This window comes from Microbispora sp. H10885, from assembly GCF_014161415.1.
In the GTDB taxonomy this organism is placed as follows: Bacteria; Actinomycetota; Actinomycetes; order Streptosporangiales; family Streptosporangiaceae; genus Microbispora; species Microbispora triticiradicis.
On sequence record NZ_JABBWY010000007.1, the window covers coordinates 73131 to 89450 of the forward strand.

Genomic DNA, 16320 nt, shown 5'->3' on the forward strand with positions numbered 1-16320 from the left:
CACGTGCGGGGGCGGCGGTCGGTCGTCTTCACCGTGGTGAGACACACATGTTCATCGGTGCACTTACTCTTGACGTCCTGCTCGGCGACGTCCGCTCGCTGAAGCAGAAGCGCTCCGTGGTCCGGCCGATCATCGCCGAGATCCGGCGGCGTTACCCCGCCGTCGCCGTGGCCGAGGCGGGGCATCTCGACCTGCACCGGCGCGCCGAGATCGGCGTGGCCGTGGTGTCGGAGTCGGCGGCCAACTGCGACGAGGTGCTGGACGCCTGTGAGCGGGTAGTCGCCTACCACCCCGAGATCGAGCTGCTGTCCGCGCGGCGGCGGCTCTTCAACGACCACGAGGAATAGACGGCCGGGCCCCCGCGTCAGCCGTACAGATACGAGGGAGCGTGAGCATGGACGCAGCGCGTGCCAGAAAGCTGGCCGACCGCATCCAGCAGGTGGTGGCGGAGATGCTGGAGCGGCGGATCAAGGATCCGCGGCTGGGTTTCGTGACGGTGACCGACACCCGGGTCACCGCGGACCTGAGCGACGCGACCGTCTTCTACACCGTCTTCGGTTCTGAGGCGGAGCGGGCCGATTCGGCCGCCGCGCTGGAGAGCGCCAAGGGCATCATCCGCTCCGAGGTCGGCCGGCAGACCGGGCTGCGGCACACCCCCACCCTCTCGTTCGTGCACGACCCGCTCCCCGACAACGCCCGCCACATGGACGACCTGTTCGCGCTGGCCAGGGCCAAGGACGCCGAGGTCGCCAAGCAGGCCGAGAGCGCGGAGTTCGCCGGGGAGGCCGACCCCTACCGCTTCGAGGACGACCTCGACGCCGAGCCGGACGAGGCGGTCGAGGAGGGCGAGGAGGAGCCCAGCGACCGCGCGGGACGCCCCGCCCGGTGACCGCGACCGAGCCCGCGATCGGCGAGCCGGACTGGCGGCGGGCGGCCGACCTCGTCGAAGGCGCCGGCACACTGGCGCTGGCCTGCCACGTCTCCCCGGACGGGGACGCCCTGGGCTCGATGCTGGGCCTCGGGCTGGCGCTGGCGCGGTCGGGGAAGAAGGTCGTGGCGTCCTTCGGCGACCGGGTGTTCGAGGTGCCCCGGCTGCTGCGGTTCCTGCCCGGCCAGGACCTGCTCGTGGAGCCCGCGGCCTACCCCGCCGAGCCGGAGCTGATGATCACTTTCGACGCGTCCACGATGGAGCGGCTGGGCCTGCTCGCGCCGCACGCGGGCAAGGCCGGGGAGCTGCTCGTGATCGACCACCACGTGTCGAACACCAGGTTCGGGACGGTCCACCTGGTGGATCCTTCGGCCGCCTCCACCACGATGGTGGCCGAGGAACTGATCCACCGGCTCGGGCTGCCGGTGGACCGATCCGTCGCCACCTGCCTGTACGCGGGACTGGTGACCGACACCGGCTCGTTCCGGCACTCCGTCACCACGCCGGCCGCCCACGCCATGGCGGGCCGGCTGCTGGAGACCGGGCTCCGCCCGGAGGAGCTCGCCAGGGAGCTGTGGGACCGGTCGCCGTACGCGTACCTGCCGGTGCTGGGCGCGGCGCTCGGACGGGCCACGCTGGAGCCGGATGCCGCGGGCGGCCACGGGCTGGTGTGGACCTACGTGACCCGCGCCGACCGCGCCGCCCAGGGCCTGCCGTACGACGAGGTGGAGGGCGTGATCGACGTCGTGCGCCGGGTCGACGAGGCGGAGGTCGCGGTCGTGCTCAAGGAGGACGACGCCGGCGGCTGGAACGTCTCGACGCGGTCCAAGGGCGTGGTCGACGTGGCCCGTGCCTGTGCCGCCCTCGGCGGCGGCGGGCACGCGCGGGCCGCGGGGTTCTCCTCGGCGCTGGCCGTGGCGGACACGATGGCCGCGCTGCGCCCCCTCCTCACCCCGCCCCCTCCTCACCCGCCCCCTCCTCACCCGCACAGGACCGAGCCGTGACAAGAAGGACCCCGCCGCCGAGCGGGCTGATCATCGTGGACAAGCCCGCGGACTGGACGTCCCACGACGTCGTGGGCAAGATGCGCGGCATCGCCGGCACCCGCAAGGTCGGCCACGCCGGCACGCTCGACCCGATGGCGACCGGCGTGCTGGTCATCGGCGTGGAGAAGGCGACCCGCCTCCTCGGGCACCTCGCGCTGACCGAGAAGGTGTACGAGGCGACGATCCGCCTCGGGGCCTCGACCAACACCGACGACGCCGAGGGCGAGGTGACCGCCACCACTCCCGCCGGCCATGTCACCGACGAGGACATCCGTGCGGGCGTCGCCGCGCTCACCGGCGAGATCATGCAGGTGCCGCCGCAGGTGAGCGCCATCAAGGTGGACGGGGAGCGGGCCTACAAGCGGGCCCGGGCGGGGGAGGAGGTCGCCCTGGCCGCCCGGCCGGTCACGGTGCGCGCCTTCGAGATCGGGGAGATCAGGCGGACCCCGGAGACGGTGGACCTGGACGCGGTCGTCACGTGTTCCAGCGGCACCTACATCCGGGCGCTGGCCCGCGACCTCGGCGCGTCGCTCGGCGTCGGCGGCCATCTCACCCGGCTGCGCCGCACCCGGGTCGGCCCGTACGGCATCGAGTCGGCCCGCACGATCGAGGACCTGGCCCGCGAGTGCGTGATCATGCCGATGGCCGACGCGGTGGCGGCGGCCTTCCCCCGGCGGGACGTGGCGGAGGAGGAGGCGCGGCTGGTCGCGCACGGCGGGCGGCTGCGCGCGGCGGGTCTCGGGCCGGGCCCGGTCGGCGTGTTCGGGCCGGACGGCGCGCTGCTGGCGCTGGCCGAGGAGCGTGACGGGGCGGCCCGGCCCCTGGTGGTCTTCGTCTCCTGATACCGGGGCTGGTTCCCGCGCGGCCGCCCGGGCATGGCAGGCTGTCTACTGCGCGCGAGGGCGTCCGGGAGGGCGATCCGGGCCGCCTCGCCGGAGGCGGGGCACATGGATGCGAAGCGAGGTCGAGGTGCAGAGCTGGCACGGGCTGGACGAGGTCCCGCAGGACTGGGGCAGGTCCGTCGTCACCATCGGCGTGTTCGACGGTGTCCATCTCGGTCACCAGCGCATGGTGACGCGAACGGTCGGCATGGCCGGTGAGCTCGGGCTGCCGGCGGTGGCCGTGACCTTCGACCCGCATCCGGAGGAGGTCGTCCGGCCGGGTCACCAGCCGCCGCGCCTCACCACCACCCCCCGCCGGGTCGACCTGCTCTTCTCGCTCGGCGTCGACGCGGTGTGCGTGCTGCCGTTCACGCTGGAGTTCTCCCGCATGACGCCGGACGAGTTCGTGCAGACCGCCCTGGTCGACCGCCTGCACGCGGCCGGTGTCGTGGTGGGAGAGAACTTCCGCTTCGGTCACAAGGCGGCGGGCGACCTGGAGACGCTGCGCACGCTGGGGGAGAAGTACGACTTCACGGCCGAGGGGGTGCCGCTCGTCAGCGACGGCGAGGCCATCTCCTCCACCCGGATCCGCGAGCGGCTCTCCACCGGGGACGTCGCGGGCGCGGCGGCCCTGCTCGGCCGCCCCCACCGGGTGGAGGGCGTGGTGGTCCGCGGCCACCAGCGGGGCCGCGCGCTCGGCTTCCCGACCGCCAACGTCGAGTCGCCGCAGCAGACCGCCGTCCCCGCCGAGGGCGTCTACGCCGGGTGGCTGGAGTGCTTCCAGTCCCCCTCGCCGTACGAGGGGGAGCGCTGGCCCGCCGCGATCTCGATCGGGACCAATCCCACCTTCGACGGGGTGGAGCGCACGGTCGAGGCGTACGCGCTGGACCGCGACGACCTCGACCTGTACGGCGCGCACGTGGCGGTGGACTTCGGCGAGCGGCTGCGCGACACGCTCAGGTTCGACTCGATCGAGGCGCTGATCGAGCAGATGCACCAGGACACGGCACGGGCCCGCGCGTTCACGTCGTGACGCACCGCGACGGAGTGCCGCCGGCACCTGGTAGGGTTGTATGTCAGCCATGTTCGGGTGGTGTTCTCCACCCCGGCTGTCTGTCACGGCGACTGTAGGCACGCACGGTCGTTCGCGGGCTTGAAGTTGTCGCGCGTGCCATCTCACCAGAACGGAGAAGCAGTGTCGCTCGACGCCGCTACCACCAAGACCATCATCAGCGAGTACGGCACCACCGAGGGTGACACCGGGTCCCCGGAGGTTCAGATCGCGCTTCTCAGCAGGCGGATCAGCGACCTGACCGAGCACCTGAAGACCCACAAGCACGACCACCACAGCCGTCGTGGTCTGCTCCTGCTGGTCGGCCGGCGCCGCCGGCTGCTGAAGTACCTGCAGGCCAAGGACATCACCCGCTACCGCTCCCTGATTGAGCGGCTGGGCCTTCGCCGATAAGGTGAGGAAGGAGCGGCGATTCATCGCCGCTCCTTTTCCATAACCAGGCCACAATGGCCTGACAAGACAACTGAAGAGCCGAGACACAGTGCCCCGCGTCCGCAAGCAAGCCGCAGCGCGATCCCGCGGCGTGAGAGGGCCGGTCCTCGGTAGTGGCCCCCGGTCGGCACGGCGACAGCCGTGCGGACGGACCGGGCGCTTCGATCGAAGACCGGCACTGCACCTGAACGGGGAGCCCGGCAACCGAGACGCGGGAGACCGATCCGAAGAAGGAGGTCCCCCGTGGAGGGTGTCCACAGCACGGAGGCCGTTATCGACAACGGCCCCTTCGGCACGCGTACGATCAGGTTCGAGACCGGCCGGCTGGCCCGGCAGGCCGCCGGCAGCGCGGTCGCGTACCTGGACGACGAGACCATGATCCTGTCCGCGACCACCGCGTCCAAGCATCCCAAGGAGAACCTGGACTTCTTCCCGCTGACGGTCGACGTCGAGGAGCGGATGTACGCGGCGGGCCGCATCCCCGGCTCGTTCTTCCGCCGGGAGGGCAGGCCGTCGGAGGACGCGATCCTCACCTGCCGCCTCATCGACCGGCCGCTGCGCCCGTCGTTCGTCAAGGGCCTGCGCAACGAGATCCAGGTCGTCGCGACGATCATGGCTCTGCACCCCGACCACCTGTACGACGTGGTCGCGATCAACGCGGCGAGCATGTCGACGCAGCTCGCCGGGCTGCCGTTCTCGGGCCCGATCGGCGGCGTGCGGGTCGCGCTCATCGACGGCCAGTGGGTGGCGTTCCCGACCCACGTCGAGCTTGAGCGCGCCACGTTCGACATGGTCGTCGCGGGCCGCACGCTCGCCGACGGCGACGTGGCGATCATGATGGTCGAGGCCGAGTCGACCCGCGACACGCTGAAGCTGGTCGCCGAGGGCGCGGTCGCCCCGACCGAGGAGGTCGTGGCCCAGGGCCTGGAGGCCGCCAAGCCGTTCATCAAGGTGCTCTGCGACGCGCAGTCCAAGCTGGCCGAGGTCGCCGCCAAGGAGACCGCCGAGTATCCGATCTTCCTCGACTACCAGGACGACGCCCTGGAGGCTGTGACCGCCGCCGTGCGGAGCGAGCTGGCCTCGGCGCTGACGATCGCCGGCAAGCAGGAGCGCGAGCTGGAGATCGACCGCGTCAAGCAGCTCGCGGCCGAGAAGCTGCTGCCCGACTTCGAGGGCCGCGAGAAGGAGATCGGCGCGGCGTTCCGGTCGCTGACCAAGAAGCTCATGCGCGAGCGGGTCATCAGCGAGGGCGTCCGCATCGACGGCCGCGGGCCCAAGGACATCCGGCAGCTCAACGCCGAGGTCCACGTCGTGCCGCGGGTGCACGGCTCGGCCCTGTTCGAGCGCGGCGAGACCCAGATCCTGGGCATCACCACGCTGAACATGCTGCGCATGGAGCAGATGATCGACACGCTCAATCCCGAGCGGACCAAGCGCTACATGCACAACTACAACTTCCCGCCGTACTCCACGGGTGAGACGGGCCGCGTCGGCTCGCCGAAGCGCCGGGAGATCGGCCACGGCGCGCTGGCCGAGCGGGCGCTGATCCCCGTGCTGCCCACGCGCGAGGAGTTCCCGTACGCGATCCGGCAGGTGTCGGAGGCGGTCGGGTCGAACGGCTCGACCTCGATGGGGTCGGTCTGCGCCTCCACGATGGCGCTGCTCGACGCGGGCGTCCCGCTCAAGGAGATGGTCGCGGGCATCGCGATGGGTCTCATCGGCGAGGGCGAGAACTTCGTCACGCTGACCGACATCCTCGGCGCCGAGGACGCGATGGGCGACATGGACTTCAAGGTCGCCGGCACCAAGGACCTGATCACCGCGCTCCAGCTCGACACGAAGCTGGACGGTATCCCGGCCCACGTGCTCGCCGCCGCGCTGAAGCAGGCGAGGGGCGCCCGGCTGGCGATCCTCGATGTGATGCAGGAGGCCATCGACGCCCCGGCGGAGATGAACCCGACCGCGCCGCGGATCATCACGATCAAGGTCCCGGTCGACAAGATCGGCGAGGTCATCGGCCCCAAGGGCAAGATGATCAACCAGATCCAGGACGACACGGGCGCCGAGATCACCATCGAGGACGACGGCACGATCTACATCGGCGCCACCGACGGCCCGTCCGCCGAGGCCGCCCGCACGCTGATCAACGGCATCGCGAACCCGCACATGCCGGAGGTCGGCGAGCGCTACCTGGGCACGGTCGTCAAGATCGCCGCGTTCGGCGCGTTCGTCTCGCTGCTCCCGGGCAAGGACGGCCTGCTGCACGTCTCGCAGATCCGCAAGTTGCACGGCGGCCGGCGGATCGAGAACGTCGAGGACGTGATGAACGTCGGCGAGAAGATCCAGGTCGAGATCGCCGAGATCGACTCGCGCGGCAAGCTCTCGCTGGTTCCGGTCGAGGTGGTCGAGAAGGAGGCGGCCGAGAAGGCCGCCCGTGCCGAGAACGGCGCCGCGGAGGACGGCGGCGCCGAGGACACCGGTGCCCCGGCCGCCGAGGCCGCCGCCGCGCCGCAGGAGGAGGAGCAGCCGCGGACGCCGCGCCGCAGCCGCAGCCGCACCCGCGGCGGGCGGGACGAGCGCAACTCGTGACGACCGAGACGCTGTTTCCGGGCAAGGAGGGTGCGGGGGTCGTCCGCCGCACCGTCCTGCCCGGCGGCCTTCGGGTCGTGACGGAGACGATGCCGACCGTGCGCAGTGTCGCGGTCGGCATGTGGGTGGGCATCGGCTCGCGTGACGAGGCCCCCGAGCACATGGGGGCCACCCACTTCCTGGAGCACCTGCTCTTCAAGGGCACGCCCACCCGGGACGCCATGGAGATCTCGGCGTCCATCGAGGGCATCGGCGGTGAGATCAACGCGTTCACCGCCAAGGAGTACACCTGCTACTACGCCCGGGTGCTCGACGAGGACCTGCCGCTGGCGATCGACGTGCTCGCCGACGTGGTGACCTCCTCGCTGGTCACCGAGGAGGACGTGGAGTCGGAGCGCGGCGTGATCCTGGAGGAGATCGCCATGCACGACGACGATCCCTCCGACGTGGTGCACGAGCAGTTCTCCACCGAGTTGTACGGCGACACGCCGATCGGCCGTCCGATCCTCGGCAACGAGGACTCGATCAACGCGCTCACCCGTGACCGCATCCGCGAGTACTACCAGCGGTTCTACGTCCCGCCCCGCACCGTGGTGTCGGTGGCGGGCAACGTCGACCACGACCGGGTGGTCGCGCTGGTCGCGGCGGCCTACGAGCGGGCGGGCGCGCTGGGCGGCTCCGCGGCGCCGGCGCAGCCGCGCATCGGCGGGCCCGGCGTGGACGTCCGGAGCGGCGTCCGGGTGCTCGACCGGCCCACCGAGCAGGCCAACCTGGTCCTCGGCATGACCGCCGTCTCCCGCAACGACGACCGGCGCTTCGCCCTCGGCGTCCTGAACGCGGCGCTCGGCGGCGGCATGTCGTCGCGCCTGTTCCAGGAGATCCGGGAGAAGCGCGGCCTGGCCTACAGCGCCTACAGCTACACCTCCCAGTACGCCGACACCGGCCAGTTCGGGATCTACGTGGGCTGCCTGCCCTCGAAGATCGACGATGTGCTGAAGATCTGCCGCGACGAGCTGGGCCGGGTCCTGACCGAGGGCATCTCGCCCGAGGAGATCGCCCGCGGCAAGGGCCAGATGCGCGGCGGGCTGGTGCTCGGCCTCGAGGACACCGGGTCGCGCATGTCCAGGATCGGCAAGAGCGAGCTCGTCTACGAGCGGCTCATGACGGTGGACGAGGTGCTGGGGCACATCGAGGCGGTCACCCCCGAGGAGATCGCCGCGGTCGCCCAGGACGTCCTCAACCGGCCGCTGACGCTCGCCGTCATCGGGCCGTACGCGGACAAGGACTTCGGCTCCGCCATCGCCTGAGCGCGTCGTGAGGCCGTCGTAAGCCTGTCGCGAGCCCGCGTCGCGGGCTGTGGAGGCCGCGTGTGGTGCAGCTCGCACCGCACGCGGCCTTTTGCGTTTCCCGTGCGCACTTCCCCTGGTCGCGCTTCCCCATCCACGCTCCCCGCCCGTGCCTCCCGCCCGTGCCTCCCGCCCGTGCCTCCCGTCTGTGCCTCCCCTCCGCCGTCACGGCCGCCGGGCGCTATAGCCTTGGCGCGTGATTAAGGTCGGTGTTCTGGGCGCCCGAGGGCGCGTGGGTGTGGAAGTGTGCAAGGCCGTGACCGCGGCCGACGACCTGGAGCTCGTGGCGGAGGTCGACAAGGACGACAAGCTCGACGCGCTGAGCGGCGCGGAGGTGGTGGTGGACTTCACCCACCCCGGCGTCGTCATGGACAACCTCGAATGGTGCATCTCCCACGGCATCCACACGGTCGTCGGCACGACCGGGTTCGACGAGGGGCGGCTGGAGACCGTGCGCGGCTGGCTGGCCGCCAATCCGGGGACGAACTCGCTCATCGCCCCCAACTTCGGTATCGCCGCCGTGCTGATGATGCACTTCGCCGCGCAGGCGGCCAAGCACTTCGAGTCGGTCGAGATCGTCGAGCTGCACCACCCGCACAAGGCCGACGCGCCCTCCGGCACCGCCCGCCGTACGGCCGAACTGGTGGCGCGGGCGCGGCGTGAGGCGGGCCTCGCTCCCTCTCCCGACGCGACCTCCACCGCGCTGGAGGGCGCCCGGGGCGCGACCGTGGACGACGTCCACGTGCACGCGGTGCGGCTCGCGGGACTCATCGCGCACCAGGAGATCATCTTCGGCGGCGAGGGGGAGACCCTCACGATCCGTCACGACTCGATGAGCCGAGCCTCGTTCACGCCCGGCGTCCTGCTGGGCGTACGGCGGGTGGGGGGCCTCGACGGCCTCACCGTGGGGCTGGAGCACCTCCTCGACCTGTAGCTGCGCCGTACCCGGCGGGCAGGGTGGTCCCCTGCCCGCCGCGGGCGGTCAGAACAGGGCCAGGCCGAGGGCGAACAGCGCGCCGAAGACGAGTTGCAGGCGGCCGGTCTGCTGCAGGGTCGCGATGAGTGCGGGGCCCGTCGCGCCCGAGCGGACGGTCCTGACGGGGGTCACCACGAGGGGGAGCGCGAGCACGGTCAGCGCGGCGAAGGGCCGCACCGGCACCAGGGCGAGCGCGCACACGAACGGCAGCACCAGGGCCGCCGCGTAGGCCAGCCGGGTCCGGGTGTCGCCCAGCACCACCGCCAGCGTGCGCTTGCCGGACGGCCCGTCGGTCACGATGTCGCGCAGGTTGTTGACCACGAGGAGCGCGCAGGCGAGCAGCCCCACGGGCACCGCCGCGGCCAGCGACAGCCAGGTCAGGTGCTCCACCTGCACGTACGTCGTGCCGGCCACGGCCACGAGGCCGAAGAACACGAAGACCGAGAGCTCGCCGAGCGCGCGGTAGCCGTACGGGCGGGATCCACCCGTGTAGAACCAGGCGGCCAGGATGGACGCGAGGCCGACCAGCAGCAGCCACCAGGCGCGGGTGACGACCACCAGCACCAGCCCCGCGACGGCGGCGGCGAGGAAACAGGCCAGGGCGGCGGCGAGCACCCGCTTCGGCGCCGCGACGCCCGAGCCGACCAGCCGCAGCGGTCCCACCCGGTCCTTGTCGGTGCCCTTGACGCCGTCGCTGTAGTCGTTCGCGTAGTTGACGCCGACCTGCAGCGCCAGCGCGACGAACAGGGCGAGCAGGGCCCGCCACCAGACCGCGCCGTCGTGCGCGACTGCGACGCCGGTGCCGACGGCGACCGGGACGACGGCGGCGGGCAGCGTGCGGGGGCGTGCGCCCGCTAACCATTGAGCTGGGGTGGCCACGTGACTCCCTTTTCCTACCTCTGCGTAGCCGGTGAAGGCGTCACCAGTCTGGCCAATCCCCTGCGGAGTGCCGACAGCGGGGTTGGCGGACGGGACGGGCGGCGGCGGGAGGCGGGCGAAGTTGACGCGAGTGATCAGCTGATGTCGGTGGTCAGGCGGATCATCCGGATCGGGCGGCCCATGTCGAGCACGCGCTCGGCCTCGTCCTCGCCCCAGCCGGCCGACTCCAGGAAGCCGAGCATCTGGTGGTTGTCGGCGAAGACCCAGGTCACGACCGTGCTGTACCCGTCCTCGCGGAGGTGGTCCACGGTGGCGTTGAGGAGTCTGCTGCCGTGCCCGCGCCTGATGTGGTTGGGGTCGACGAGCAGCGTCATCAACTCGGCCGTCGTGGCCGGATGGAGGTCGGGATCCTCGGCGGGTCCGTGCGAAGCCAGCCCCACGACCCGGTCGGAGGCACGCTGCGCCGCGGTCGCCAGAATCCCGCCGGGCCCGAGCGCGGTGAACGCGTCGGTGTCGGGCACCACCCGCTCGACGGCGACGAGCAGGCGGTGACGCGGCGTGGGCGGCGAGAGGATCGCCTCCTCCCACTGGCGGCGCCACATCTTCTCCGCCGCCGGACCCGTCATGTGCTCCAGCGGGACCGGTGGCAGGAAGTCGCGGTAGACCGCTCTCCACGCCCGGATCTGGGTGCTGGTCACCGCGTCGACGTCCTCGAGGCGGGCAGCTCTCACACCCATTCGGCGGGCTCCTTTCTTAGCGTGTAACACCGTACTGGTCAGGAGGGCCTCGCCGTGCCGTCCGCCTGGCGTCGTGCCCGATATGCCCGGGTTTTTGTGCGGTTTCCGCAGACGCGCATGGAGCACCAGGAGCGAGACCGGTTCTTCGAGGAGTCGATGAACGCCCACTGGCACGTGCTCTCGGCGCAGACCTTGAGCCGTGACCAGGTGCCGTCGGCGTGGGCCGCCGGGATCTGCGCGGCGAGCCGCGCCAGGCCGCCCGCGACTCCGGACGCCACCGGCTCCAGCGTGGGTGCGCCCCCCGAGAGCGTCACGCGCACCGGAAGACCGGTCAGCGCCGCCTCCAGGCCCTCCGGCCCGTCGTACGGACCTCCGTCGTGGTTGCTGCGCAACGCGGCGCGCAGTCCTTCGCGCAGGTGGGCGGCGACCGCGAGGTCCTCGTCGGAGGCCCGGTCGCCGTCGCCGGTCAGCCCGCGTTCGCGCAGCCAGACGGACAGGTCGGCCGGCGATGCCAGCTCGTCGGCGTCTCCCTCGACGTCGTAGGTGTTAACGAAGTCGCGGAGCAGCTCCGCCGGGCCCGTCATGATCGATCACCCCTCGTGACCACTGTACGACAGTCGGAGGTCGCGAAATACCAACACCTCCATAAGCGTTACACTGGTGTCTGCAATTCCGGTCGAGGAGGATCCCATGCGCATCAGTTACCTGGCCTACCTGGCGCTGCGGAACAAGGAGCGCCGCGAGCGCCTGTCGCGTGACGCGCGCGAGCCCCGGCCGGACCGCCGGGGCCGGTGACGCCGGTGTCGCCCCTGTCACCGTGTCACCCGTGTCACTGCGGGAGGACGGCGGCGAGGCGGCGCACGCCCTCGTCGAGTTCGGCCGGGCTGGCGGGGGCGGTGTGGGTCAGCCGCAGCCGCGGGCCGGGCGGCTCGGCGGGGTAGTAGATCCGTCCCGGGCTCACCAGCACGCCGTTCGCCTGCGCCGCCTCGGTCGTCGCGGCCTCGTCCGTGCCGGGTGGGAGCCGTACCCACACGTGCAGGCCGCCGGGGGGCGCCAGATGCACCTCGGCGGCGGGCGCGTGCCGGGCGAGCCCGGCGAGCAGCGCGGCCTGCCGTACGCCGATCTCCTGGTGGACCGCGCCGAGGTGGCGGCGCCAGGCGGGGGAGGCGAGGAACTCCAGCGCCGTCTCCTGCAGCGGCCGGGCGACGAAGAACGACTCCACCACCTGCGAGGCCCGCAGCCGGTGCGCGGCGGGTCCCCGCGCGACCAGCGCCGCCACCCGCAGGCTCGGTGAGGTGATCTTGCTCAGCGACAGGACGTGCACCACCGTCCCATGCGTGTCCATGGCCGCCATGGGCGGCGGGACGGGACCGGTCGCCAGATAACGCGCGTAGTCGTCCTCGACGACGAAGGCGCCCGCGGCCCGGGCCACGGCCAGAACCTGTTCCCTGCGCTCGTGGCCGAGGGTCGCGCCGGTGGGGTTGTGCAGCGACGGCTGGCAGTAGAACACCCGCGCCCCGGTCATGGCGAAGGCCTCCGCCAGCAGGTCGGGCCGTACTCCCTCGCCGTCGAGCGGCACGGCCGTGGCCCGCAGCCCGGCCGCCCGCGCCGCCGCGAGCGCGCCCGGGTAGGTGGGGGTCTCCACCAGGACCGGCGAGCCCGGCGCGGCGAGCGCCCGGAACGCGTGCGTGAGCGCCGACTGGCCGCCGCTGACGACGAGCACGTCGTTCGGGGTGACCGTGCCGCCGACCTCGGCGGCGAACCACCGGCGCAGTTCCGGCAGGCCGTTCACGGGCGGCATCGCCCACGTCTCCGGACGGCGTACGGCTCTCGCCGCGGCGGCGGCCAGGGCCCGCGCCGGGCGCAGCCCGGGGTTCAGGTAGCCGCCGGTGAGCGGCACGACGCCCTCGGCCGGCTGGGCCAGCAGGCCGGCCACCGCCGAGTCGTCGACGACCCGGTCGCCGAGCGCCACCGTCTGCCAGGACGAGTCGGGCGCCTCCGCGACGGGGTGCCGGGCCGGGGCGACGAACACCCCCGCCCCGGGCCGGGTGACCACCCGCCCCTCCGCCGCGAGCTGGGCGATGGCCCGGGAGACGGTCACCGGGCCGACGCCGTGGCGGCGCATGATCTCCCTGCTCGGTGGCAGCCGCTCGCCCGGCCGCGACCGCTCCGTCTCCGTACGGAGGATCGCGGCGAGACGGACGATACTGCTATCGTCATTCATGAAATACGACGATAGCGCTATCGATGTCCGGCCGATAGCGGCCAGCCGGCAGGGAGCTCGGCAGGGAGACTGGCGGGGCAGTCTGCTCGCGGGGTTGGGTGTCCTGTCGTTCTCGGGGTCGTTGCCGGCGACCGTGTTCGCGATGCGGGGGTTCGACCCGTACCTCGTCGCGGTCGGGCGGGCCGTGGTCGCGGCGGTCGCCGCGGTGATCTGCCTCAAGGCGGCCGGTGCGCCTCTTCTGCCGCCCCGCGCGCACCTGCGGCCGTACGCGCTGATCGTGCTGGGCGTCGTGCTGGGCTTCCCGCTGTTCAGCGGCCTGGCGCTGAACAGCGGGGCGAGCACGGCCCACTCGGCGGTGGTCATCGGCCTGCTCCCGGCGGCCACGGCCGTGTTCGCGGTGCTGCGGGCCGGGGAGCGGCCGAGGCCGCTCTTCTGGGCCGCCTGTGCGGCCGGCGCGCTGTCCATCACCGTGTTCACCCTGACGCGGGGGACCGGCCGCCTCGCCGGGGCCGACGTGCTGCTCGTGCTCGCCCTGCTGTCGGCCGCCGTCGGCTACACCGAGGGCGGCAGGCTGGCGCGGGAGACGCCCGGCTGGCGGGTCATCTCGTACGCCCTGGTGCTCGCGGCCCCGGTCACCGTCCCCGTGACGGTCGTGCTGGCGGTGACCACGCCGGCGGCGCCCTCGGCCGAGTCGCTGGCCGGGTTCGCGTATGTCGCGCTGGTGTCGATGTTCCTCGGGTTCATCCCCTGGTACGCCGGGCTCGCGAGGGGCGGGATCGCCCGCGCCGGGCAGATCCAGCTCGCGCAGCCGCTGCTCAACCTGGTGTGGGCCTGGCTGCTGCTGAACGAGGAGATCGGTGCCGCGACCGTCACGGCGGCCCTGGCCGTGCTCGTGTGCGTCGCCGCCACACAGGCCGGCCGCCGCGCCTCGTGAGCCGGGCTCTGGCGCGGTGTTCACGGTGCTGTGTTCAGGGCGCGGTGTTCACGGTGCTGTGTTCAGGGCGCTGTGTTCACGGCACGAGGACGACCTTGCCCACGGCGGTCCTCGCCTCGATGCGCCGGTGAGCCTCGGCCGCGTCGGCCAGCGGCAGCACCGAGTCGACCTGGGGGCGCAGCCCGCCCCGGGCCGCCAGGTCCAGCACCTCCGCGCGGGCGGCCAGCACGCGGGGGAGCCACCCCTCCGGTCCGCCGCAGCCGACGAGGGTCAGGCCGCGCTGCAGCAGGTCCATCGGTGTGAAGGCCGGCGGGCCGCCGAGGAGTCCGTACAGCAACATGCGCCCGGTGCCCGGGGTCATCGCGTCGAGTACCCGCCCGGCGGACGCGCCGCCGAGCGACTCGAAGACGACGTCGACCGTGCCGCCCGCCTCCCGCAGCCGCTCGGTCCAGCCGGAGTCGGTGTGGTCGAAGACGTCGTCGGCGCCGAGCTCCCTGGCACGCTCACCTTTGGCCGGGCCGCCCGCGGTGGCCAGGACGCGGGCGGCGCCCATGGGCCGGGCAAGCTGCGTGAGGTAGCCGCCGACACCCCCGCCCGCCACCTCGGCCAGGACGGTCTCCGTTCCGGTGAGGCCGGCCGTACGCAGGAGGGTCGTCGCCAGGGCGCCCTGGACGGCGACAGCCACCGCGTCCGCCGAGCTCAGGGAGTCCGGCACGGGAACGAGGGCGTCGGCGGCGGCCGTGACGTACTCCGCGTACGTGCCTTCGCCGGTCGCATTCATGATCGCGACCCGGCGGCCGACGAGGCCGCCGTCCACCCCTGCGCCGGCCTCGGCGACGACGCCCGCCGCTTCGAAGCCGAAGGTCGAGGGGAGCGGCCGGGGCATGGGGAAGAGCCCCGAACGCATGGCGGTCTCGTAGTAGGTCACGCCCACCGCCTCCGTGCGGACGAGCACCTGTCCCGGACCCGGCGCCGGAGTGGGCACCTCCTCCAGCGTGAGGACCTCGGGGCCCCCGGTCTTGTGCATCACGATCGCGCGCATGAGCGCTCCTAACTGGACCAGCGGTCAAGTTCTGTCGCCGCTACTATACGGACCACAGGTCCAGTTGTCACCAGGGGGTTCCGGATGGGCGAGCAGCGCGCGGAACGCGCCGACGCGGCGCGGAACCGGCGTGCGATCCTCAGAGCCGCGGAGGAACTGCTGCGCCGTCATGCTCCGGACGAGGTGTCGATCGAGCGGATCGCCGCCGCGGCGGGCGTCGGCAAGGGCACCGTCTTCCACCGCTTCGGCAGCAGGGTCGGCCTGATGCGCGCGTTGATGGAGGAGCGGGTGCGAACCTTCGGGGAGGCCGTCGCCGGAGGTCCTCCTCCACTGGGTCCCGGTGCTCCGTCCCGCGACCGTCTGGTCGCCTTCCTCGACGCGGTGGTCGTGCTCGCCGCCCGCAACGGGAGGCTGATCACGGCCCACGACCACGCGCTGGCGACCCGGCGGCACGCCGAGGGTCGCCTCACGGAGAACCCCGTCTACCTGTCCTGGCACGCGCACGTCATGTCGCTGGTCGCGGAGGCCCGGCCCGATCTCGACGCCGATCTCGTGGCCCACGTCCTCGTCGGCTCGCTGCACAACGAGGGGGTCGCGCGACTGCTCCTGGCCGGGGAGGCCGAGCGGGTCGCCGCCGGGATGCGGGCGATGGCGGAGTCCCTCCTGCGGTGACGCCGCCCTCCTGGATCGCTTGGAGATAATCCCGAACCGGACGAATTGGTAGCCTGGGCGCATGACCGCACTGGCGCCCTCTCGGACCGAACCCGATCTGTCCTTCCTGCTCGACCACACGGGCCACGTGCTGAGGACGCGGATGGCGGCGGCGCTGGCGGAGATCGGGCTGACCGCGCGCATGCACTGCGTGCTCGTCCACGCGTTGCAGGAGGAGCGCACGCAGATCCAGCTCGCCGAGATCGGCGATATGGACAAGACCACGATGGTGGTCACCATCGACGCCCTGGAGAAGGCCGGCCTCGCCGAACGCCGCCCTTCGAGCGCGGACCGGCGGGCCAGGATCGTCGCGGTCACGGACAAGGGTGCGCAGGTGGCGAAGCGGAGTCAGGAGATCGTCGACGAAGTGCACCGGGCCGCCATCGAGTCGTTGCCGAAGGAGGAGGCTGAGGTGCTCGTCCGGGCGTTGAACCACCTGGCCACGGGGCACCTGGCCACTCCGGCGGAGGCGCCCCAGGCCGTGCGCCGAGCGCGCCAGCGAGGATGATCGGTCTCCGATAGA

The 16320-nt window shown here is 72.4% G+C and carries 17 protein-coding genes; 12 read left to right on the forward strand and 5 right to left on the reverse strand.

What is annotated here, in order from left to right:
- Positions 1-47: 47 nt before the first annotated feature.
- From HHX37_RS19385 to dapB, 9 genes are all read left to right on the forward strand, one after another.
- Positions 48-347 (forward strand): DUF503 domain-containing protein, encoded by a 300-nt coding sequence (locus HHX37_RS19385; RefSeq protein WP_165900587.1) that lies wholly within the window; start codon positions 48-50, stop codon positions 345-347.
- 47 nt (positions 348-394) lie between these two features.
- Positions 395-889, forward strand: coding sequence for a 30S ribosome-binding factor RbfA (rbfA, locus tag HHX37_RS19390; protein WP_138461450.1), 495 nt, complete (start codon positions 395-397; stop codon positions 887-889).
- Positions 886-1932 (forward strand): DHH family phosphoesterase, encoded by a 1047-nt coding sequence (locus HHX37_RS19395; protein ID WP_182886311.1) that lies wholly within the window; start codon positions 886-888, stop codon positions 1930-1932. The genes rbfA and HHX37_RS19395 overlap by 4 nt, the downstream gene beginning before the upstream one ends.
- Positions 1929-2816, forward strand: a complete 888-nt coding sequence (truB, locus tag HHX37_RS19400) for a tRNA pseudouridine(55) synthase TruB (protein ID WP_111699760.1) — start codon at positions 1929-1931, stop codon at positions 2814-2816. Before HHX37_RS19395 ends, truB begins: the two co-directional genes overlap by 4 nt.
- Before the next feature lie 127 nt (positions 2817-2943).
- The gene (locus HHX37_RS19405) at positions 2944-3888 is read left to right on the forward strand and encodes a bifunctional riboflavin kinase/FAD synthetase (RefSeq protein ID WP_182874918.1); all 945 of its coding nucleotides are present in this window, start codon (positions 2944-2946) and stop codon (positions 3886-3888) included.
- A gap of 162 nt (positions 3889-4050) precedes the next feature.
- On the forward strand, positions 4051-4320 hold the full coding sequence (gene rpsO, locus HHX37_RS19410; protein ID WP_111699759.1) for a 30S ribosomal protein S15: 270 nt from the start codon (positions 4051-4053) through the stop codon (positions 4318-4320).
- 282 nt (positions 4321-4602) lie between these two features.
- Complete coding sequence (locus tag HHX37_RS19415) at positions 4603-6948, forward strand: polyribonucleotide nucleotidyltransferase (RefSeq protein WP_182886312.1); 2346 nt, start codon at positions 4603-4605, stop codon at positions 6946-6948.
- Positions 6945-8255 carry a M16 family metallopeptidase gene (locus HHX37_RS19420; RefSeq protein WP_182879407.1) on the forward strand — a complete coding sequence of 437 codons (1311 nt, stop codon included), beginning with the start codon at positions 6945-6947 and terminating at the stop codon, positions 8253-8255. Before HHX37_RS19415 ends, HHX37_RS19420 begins: the two co-directional genes overlap by 4 nt.
- Positions 8256-8490: 235 nt before the next feature.
- On the forward strand, positions 8491-9228 hold the full coding sequence (dapB, locus tag HHX37_RS19425) for a 4-hydroxy-tetrahydrodipicolinate reductase (protein WP_111699757.1): 738 nt from the start codon (positions 8491-8493) through the stop codon (positions 9226-9228).
- A 48-nt stretch (positions 9229-9276) separates the two neighbouring features.
- On the opposite strand, the gene HHX37_RS19430 is transcribed toward dapB, so the two are convergent.
- From HHX37_RS19430 to HHX37_RS19445, 4 genes are all read right to left on the reverse strand, one after another.
- Entirely contained in the window at positions 9277-10149 is an 873-nt protein-coding gene (locus tag HHX37_RS19430) for a 1,4-dihydroxy-2-naphthoate polyprenyltransferase (RefSeq protein ID WP_182886313.1), read from the reverse strand.
- Between the two features lie 134 nt (positions 10150-10283).
- The gene (locus HHX37_RS19435; RefSeq protein ID WP_111699755.1) at positions 10284-10886 is read right to left on the reverse strand and encodes a GNAT family N-acetyltransferase; all 603 of its coding nucleotides are present in this window, start codon (positions 10884-10886) and stop codon (positions 10284-10286) included.
- A 38-nt stretch (positions 10887-10924) separates the two neighbouring features.
- Positions 10925-11470 (reverse strand): CGNR zinc finger domain-containing protein, encoded by a 546-nt coding sequence (locus tag HHX37_RS19440; protein WP_182886314.1) that lies wholly within the window; start codon positions 11468-11470, stop codon positions 10925-10927.
- 245 nt (positions 11471-11715) lie between these two features.
- Positions 11716-13110, reverse strand: coding sequence for a PLP-dependent aminotransferase family protein (locus HHX37_RS19445; RefSeq protein WP_182886315.1), 1395 nt, complete (start codon positions 13108-13110; stop codon positions 11716-11718).
- On the opposite strand from HHX37_RS19445, the gene HHX37_RS19450 reads away from it, so the two are divergent.
- Entirely contained in the window at positions 13109-14044 is a 936-nt protein-coding gene (locus HHX37_RS19450; protein WP_182886316.1) for a DMT family transporter, read from the forward strand. The two genes, HHX37_RS19445 and HHX37_RS19450, sit on opposite strands and share 2 nt — an antisense overlap.
- Before the next feature lie 76 nt (positions 14045-14120).
- Here HHX37_RS19450 and HHX37_RS19455 read toward each other — a convergent pair whose 3' ends face one another.
- The gene (locus HHX37_RS19455) at positions 14121-15086 is read right to left on the reverse strand and encodes a quinone oxidoreductase family protein (RefSeq protein ID WP_182886317.1); all 966 of its coding nucleotides are present in this window, start codon (positions 15084-15086) and stop codon (positions 14121-14123) included.
- Positions 15087-15170: 84 nt separating this feature from the next.
- Here HHX37_RS19455 and HHX37_RS19460 point away from each other — a divergent pair, with 84 nt between their 5' ends.
- Positions 15171-15758, forward strand: a complete 588-nt coding sequence (locus HHX37_RS19460) for a TetR/AcrR family transcriptional regulator (RefSeq protein ID WP_111699750.1) — start codon at positions 15171-15173, stop codon at positions 15756-15758.
- A 61-nt stretch (positions 15759-15819) separates the two neighbouring features.
- Complete coding sequence (locus HHX37_RS19465) at positions 15820-16305, forward strand: MarR family winged helix-turn-helix transcriptional regulator (RefSeq protein WP_111699749.1); 486 nt, start codon at positions 15820-15822, stop codon at positions 16303-16305.
- Positions 16306-16320: the final 15 nt, after the last annotated feature.

Coding starts and splice junctions, on each gene's coding strand:
- HHX37_RS19455 (WP_182886317.1), bottom strand. CDS start 15,086: ATGCGCGCGATCGTGATGCACAAGACCGGGGGCCCCGAGGTCCTCACG.
- rbfA (WP_138461450.1), top strand. CDS start 395: ATGGACGCAGCGCGTGCCAGAAAGCTGGCCGACCGCATCCAGCAGGTG.
- HHX37_RS19460 (WP_111699750.1), top strand. CDS start 15,171: ATGGGCGAGCAGCGCGCGGAACGCGCCGACGCGGCGCGGAACCGGCGT.
- HHX37_RS19450 (WP_182886316.1), top strand. CDS start 13,109: ATGAAATACGACGATAGCGCTATCGATGTCCGGCCGATAGCGGCCAGC.
- HHX37_RS19435 (WP_111699755.1), bottom strand. CDS start 10,886: ATGGGTGTGAGAGCTGCCCGCCTCGAGGACGTCGACGCGGTGACCAGC.
- HHX37_RS19465 (WP_111699749.1), top strand. CDS start 15,820: ATGACCGCACTGGCGCCCTCTCGGACCGAACCCGATCTGTCCTTCCTG.
- HHX37_RS19440 (WP_182886314.1), bottom strand. CDS start 11,470: ATGACGGGCCCGGCGGAGCTGCTCCGCGACTTCGTTAACACCTACGAC.
- HHX37_RS19385 (WP_165900587.1), top strand. CDS start 48: ATGTTCATCGGTGCACTTACTCTTGACGTCCTGCTCGGCGACGTCCGC.
- HHX37_RS19445 (WP_182886315.1), bottom strand. CDS start 13,110: ATGAATGACGATAGCAGTATCGTCCGTCTCGCCGCGATCCTCCGTACG.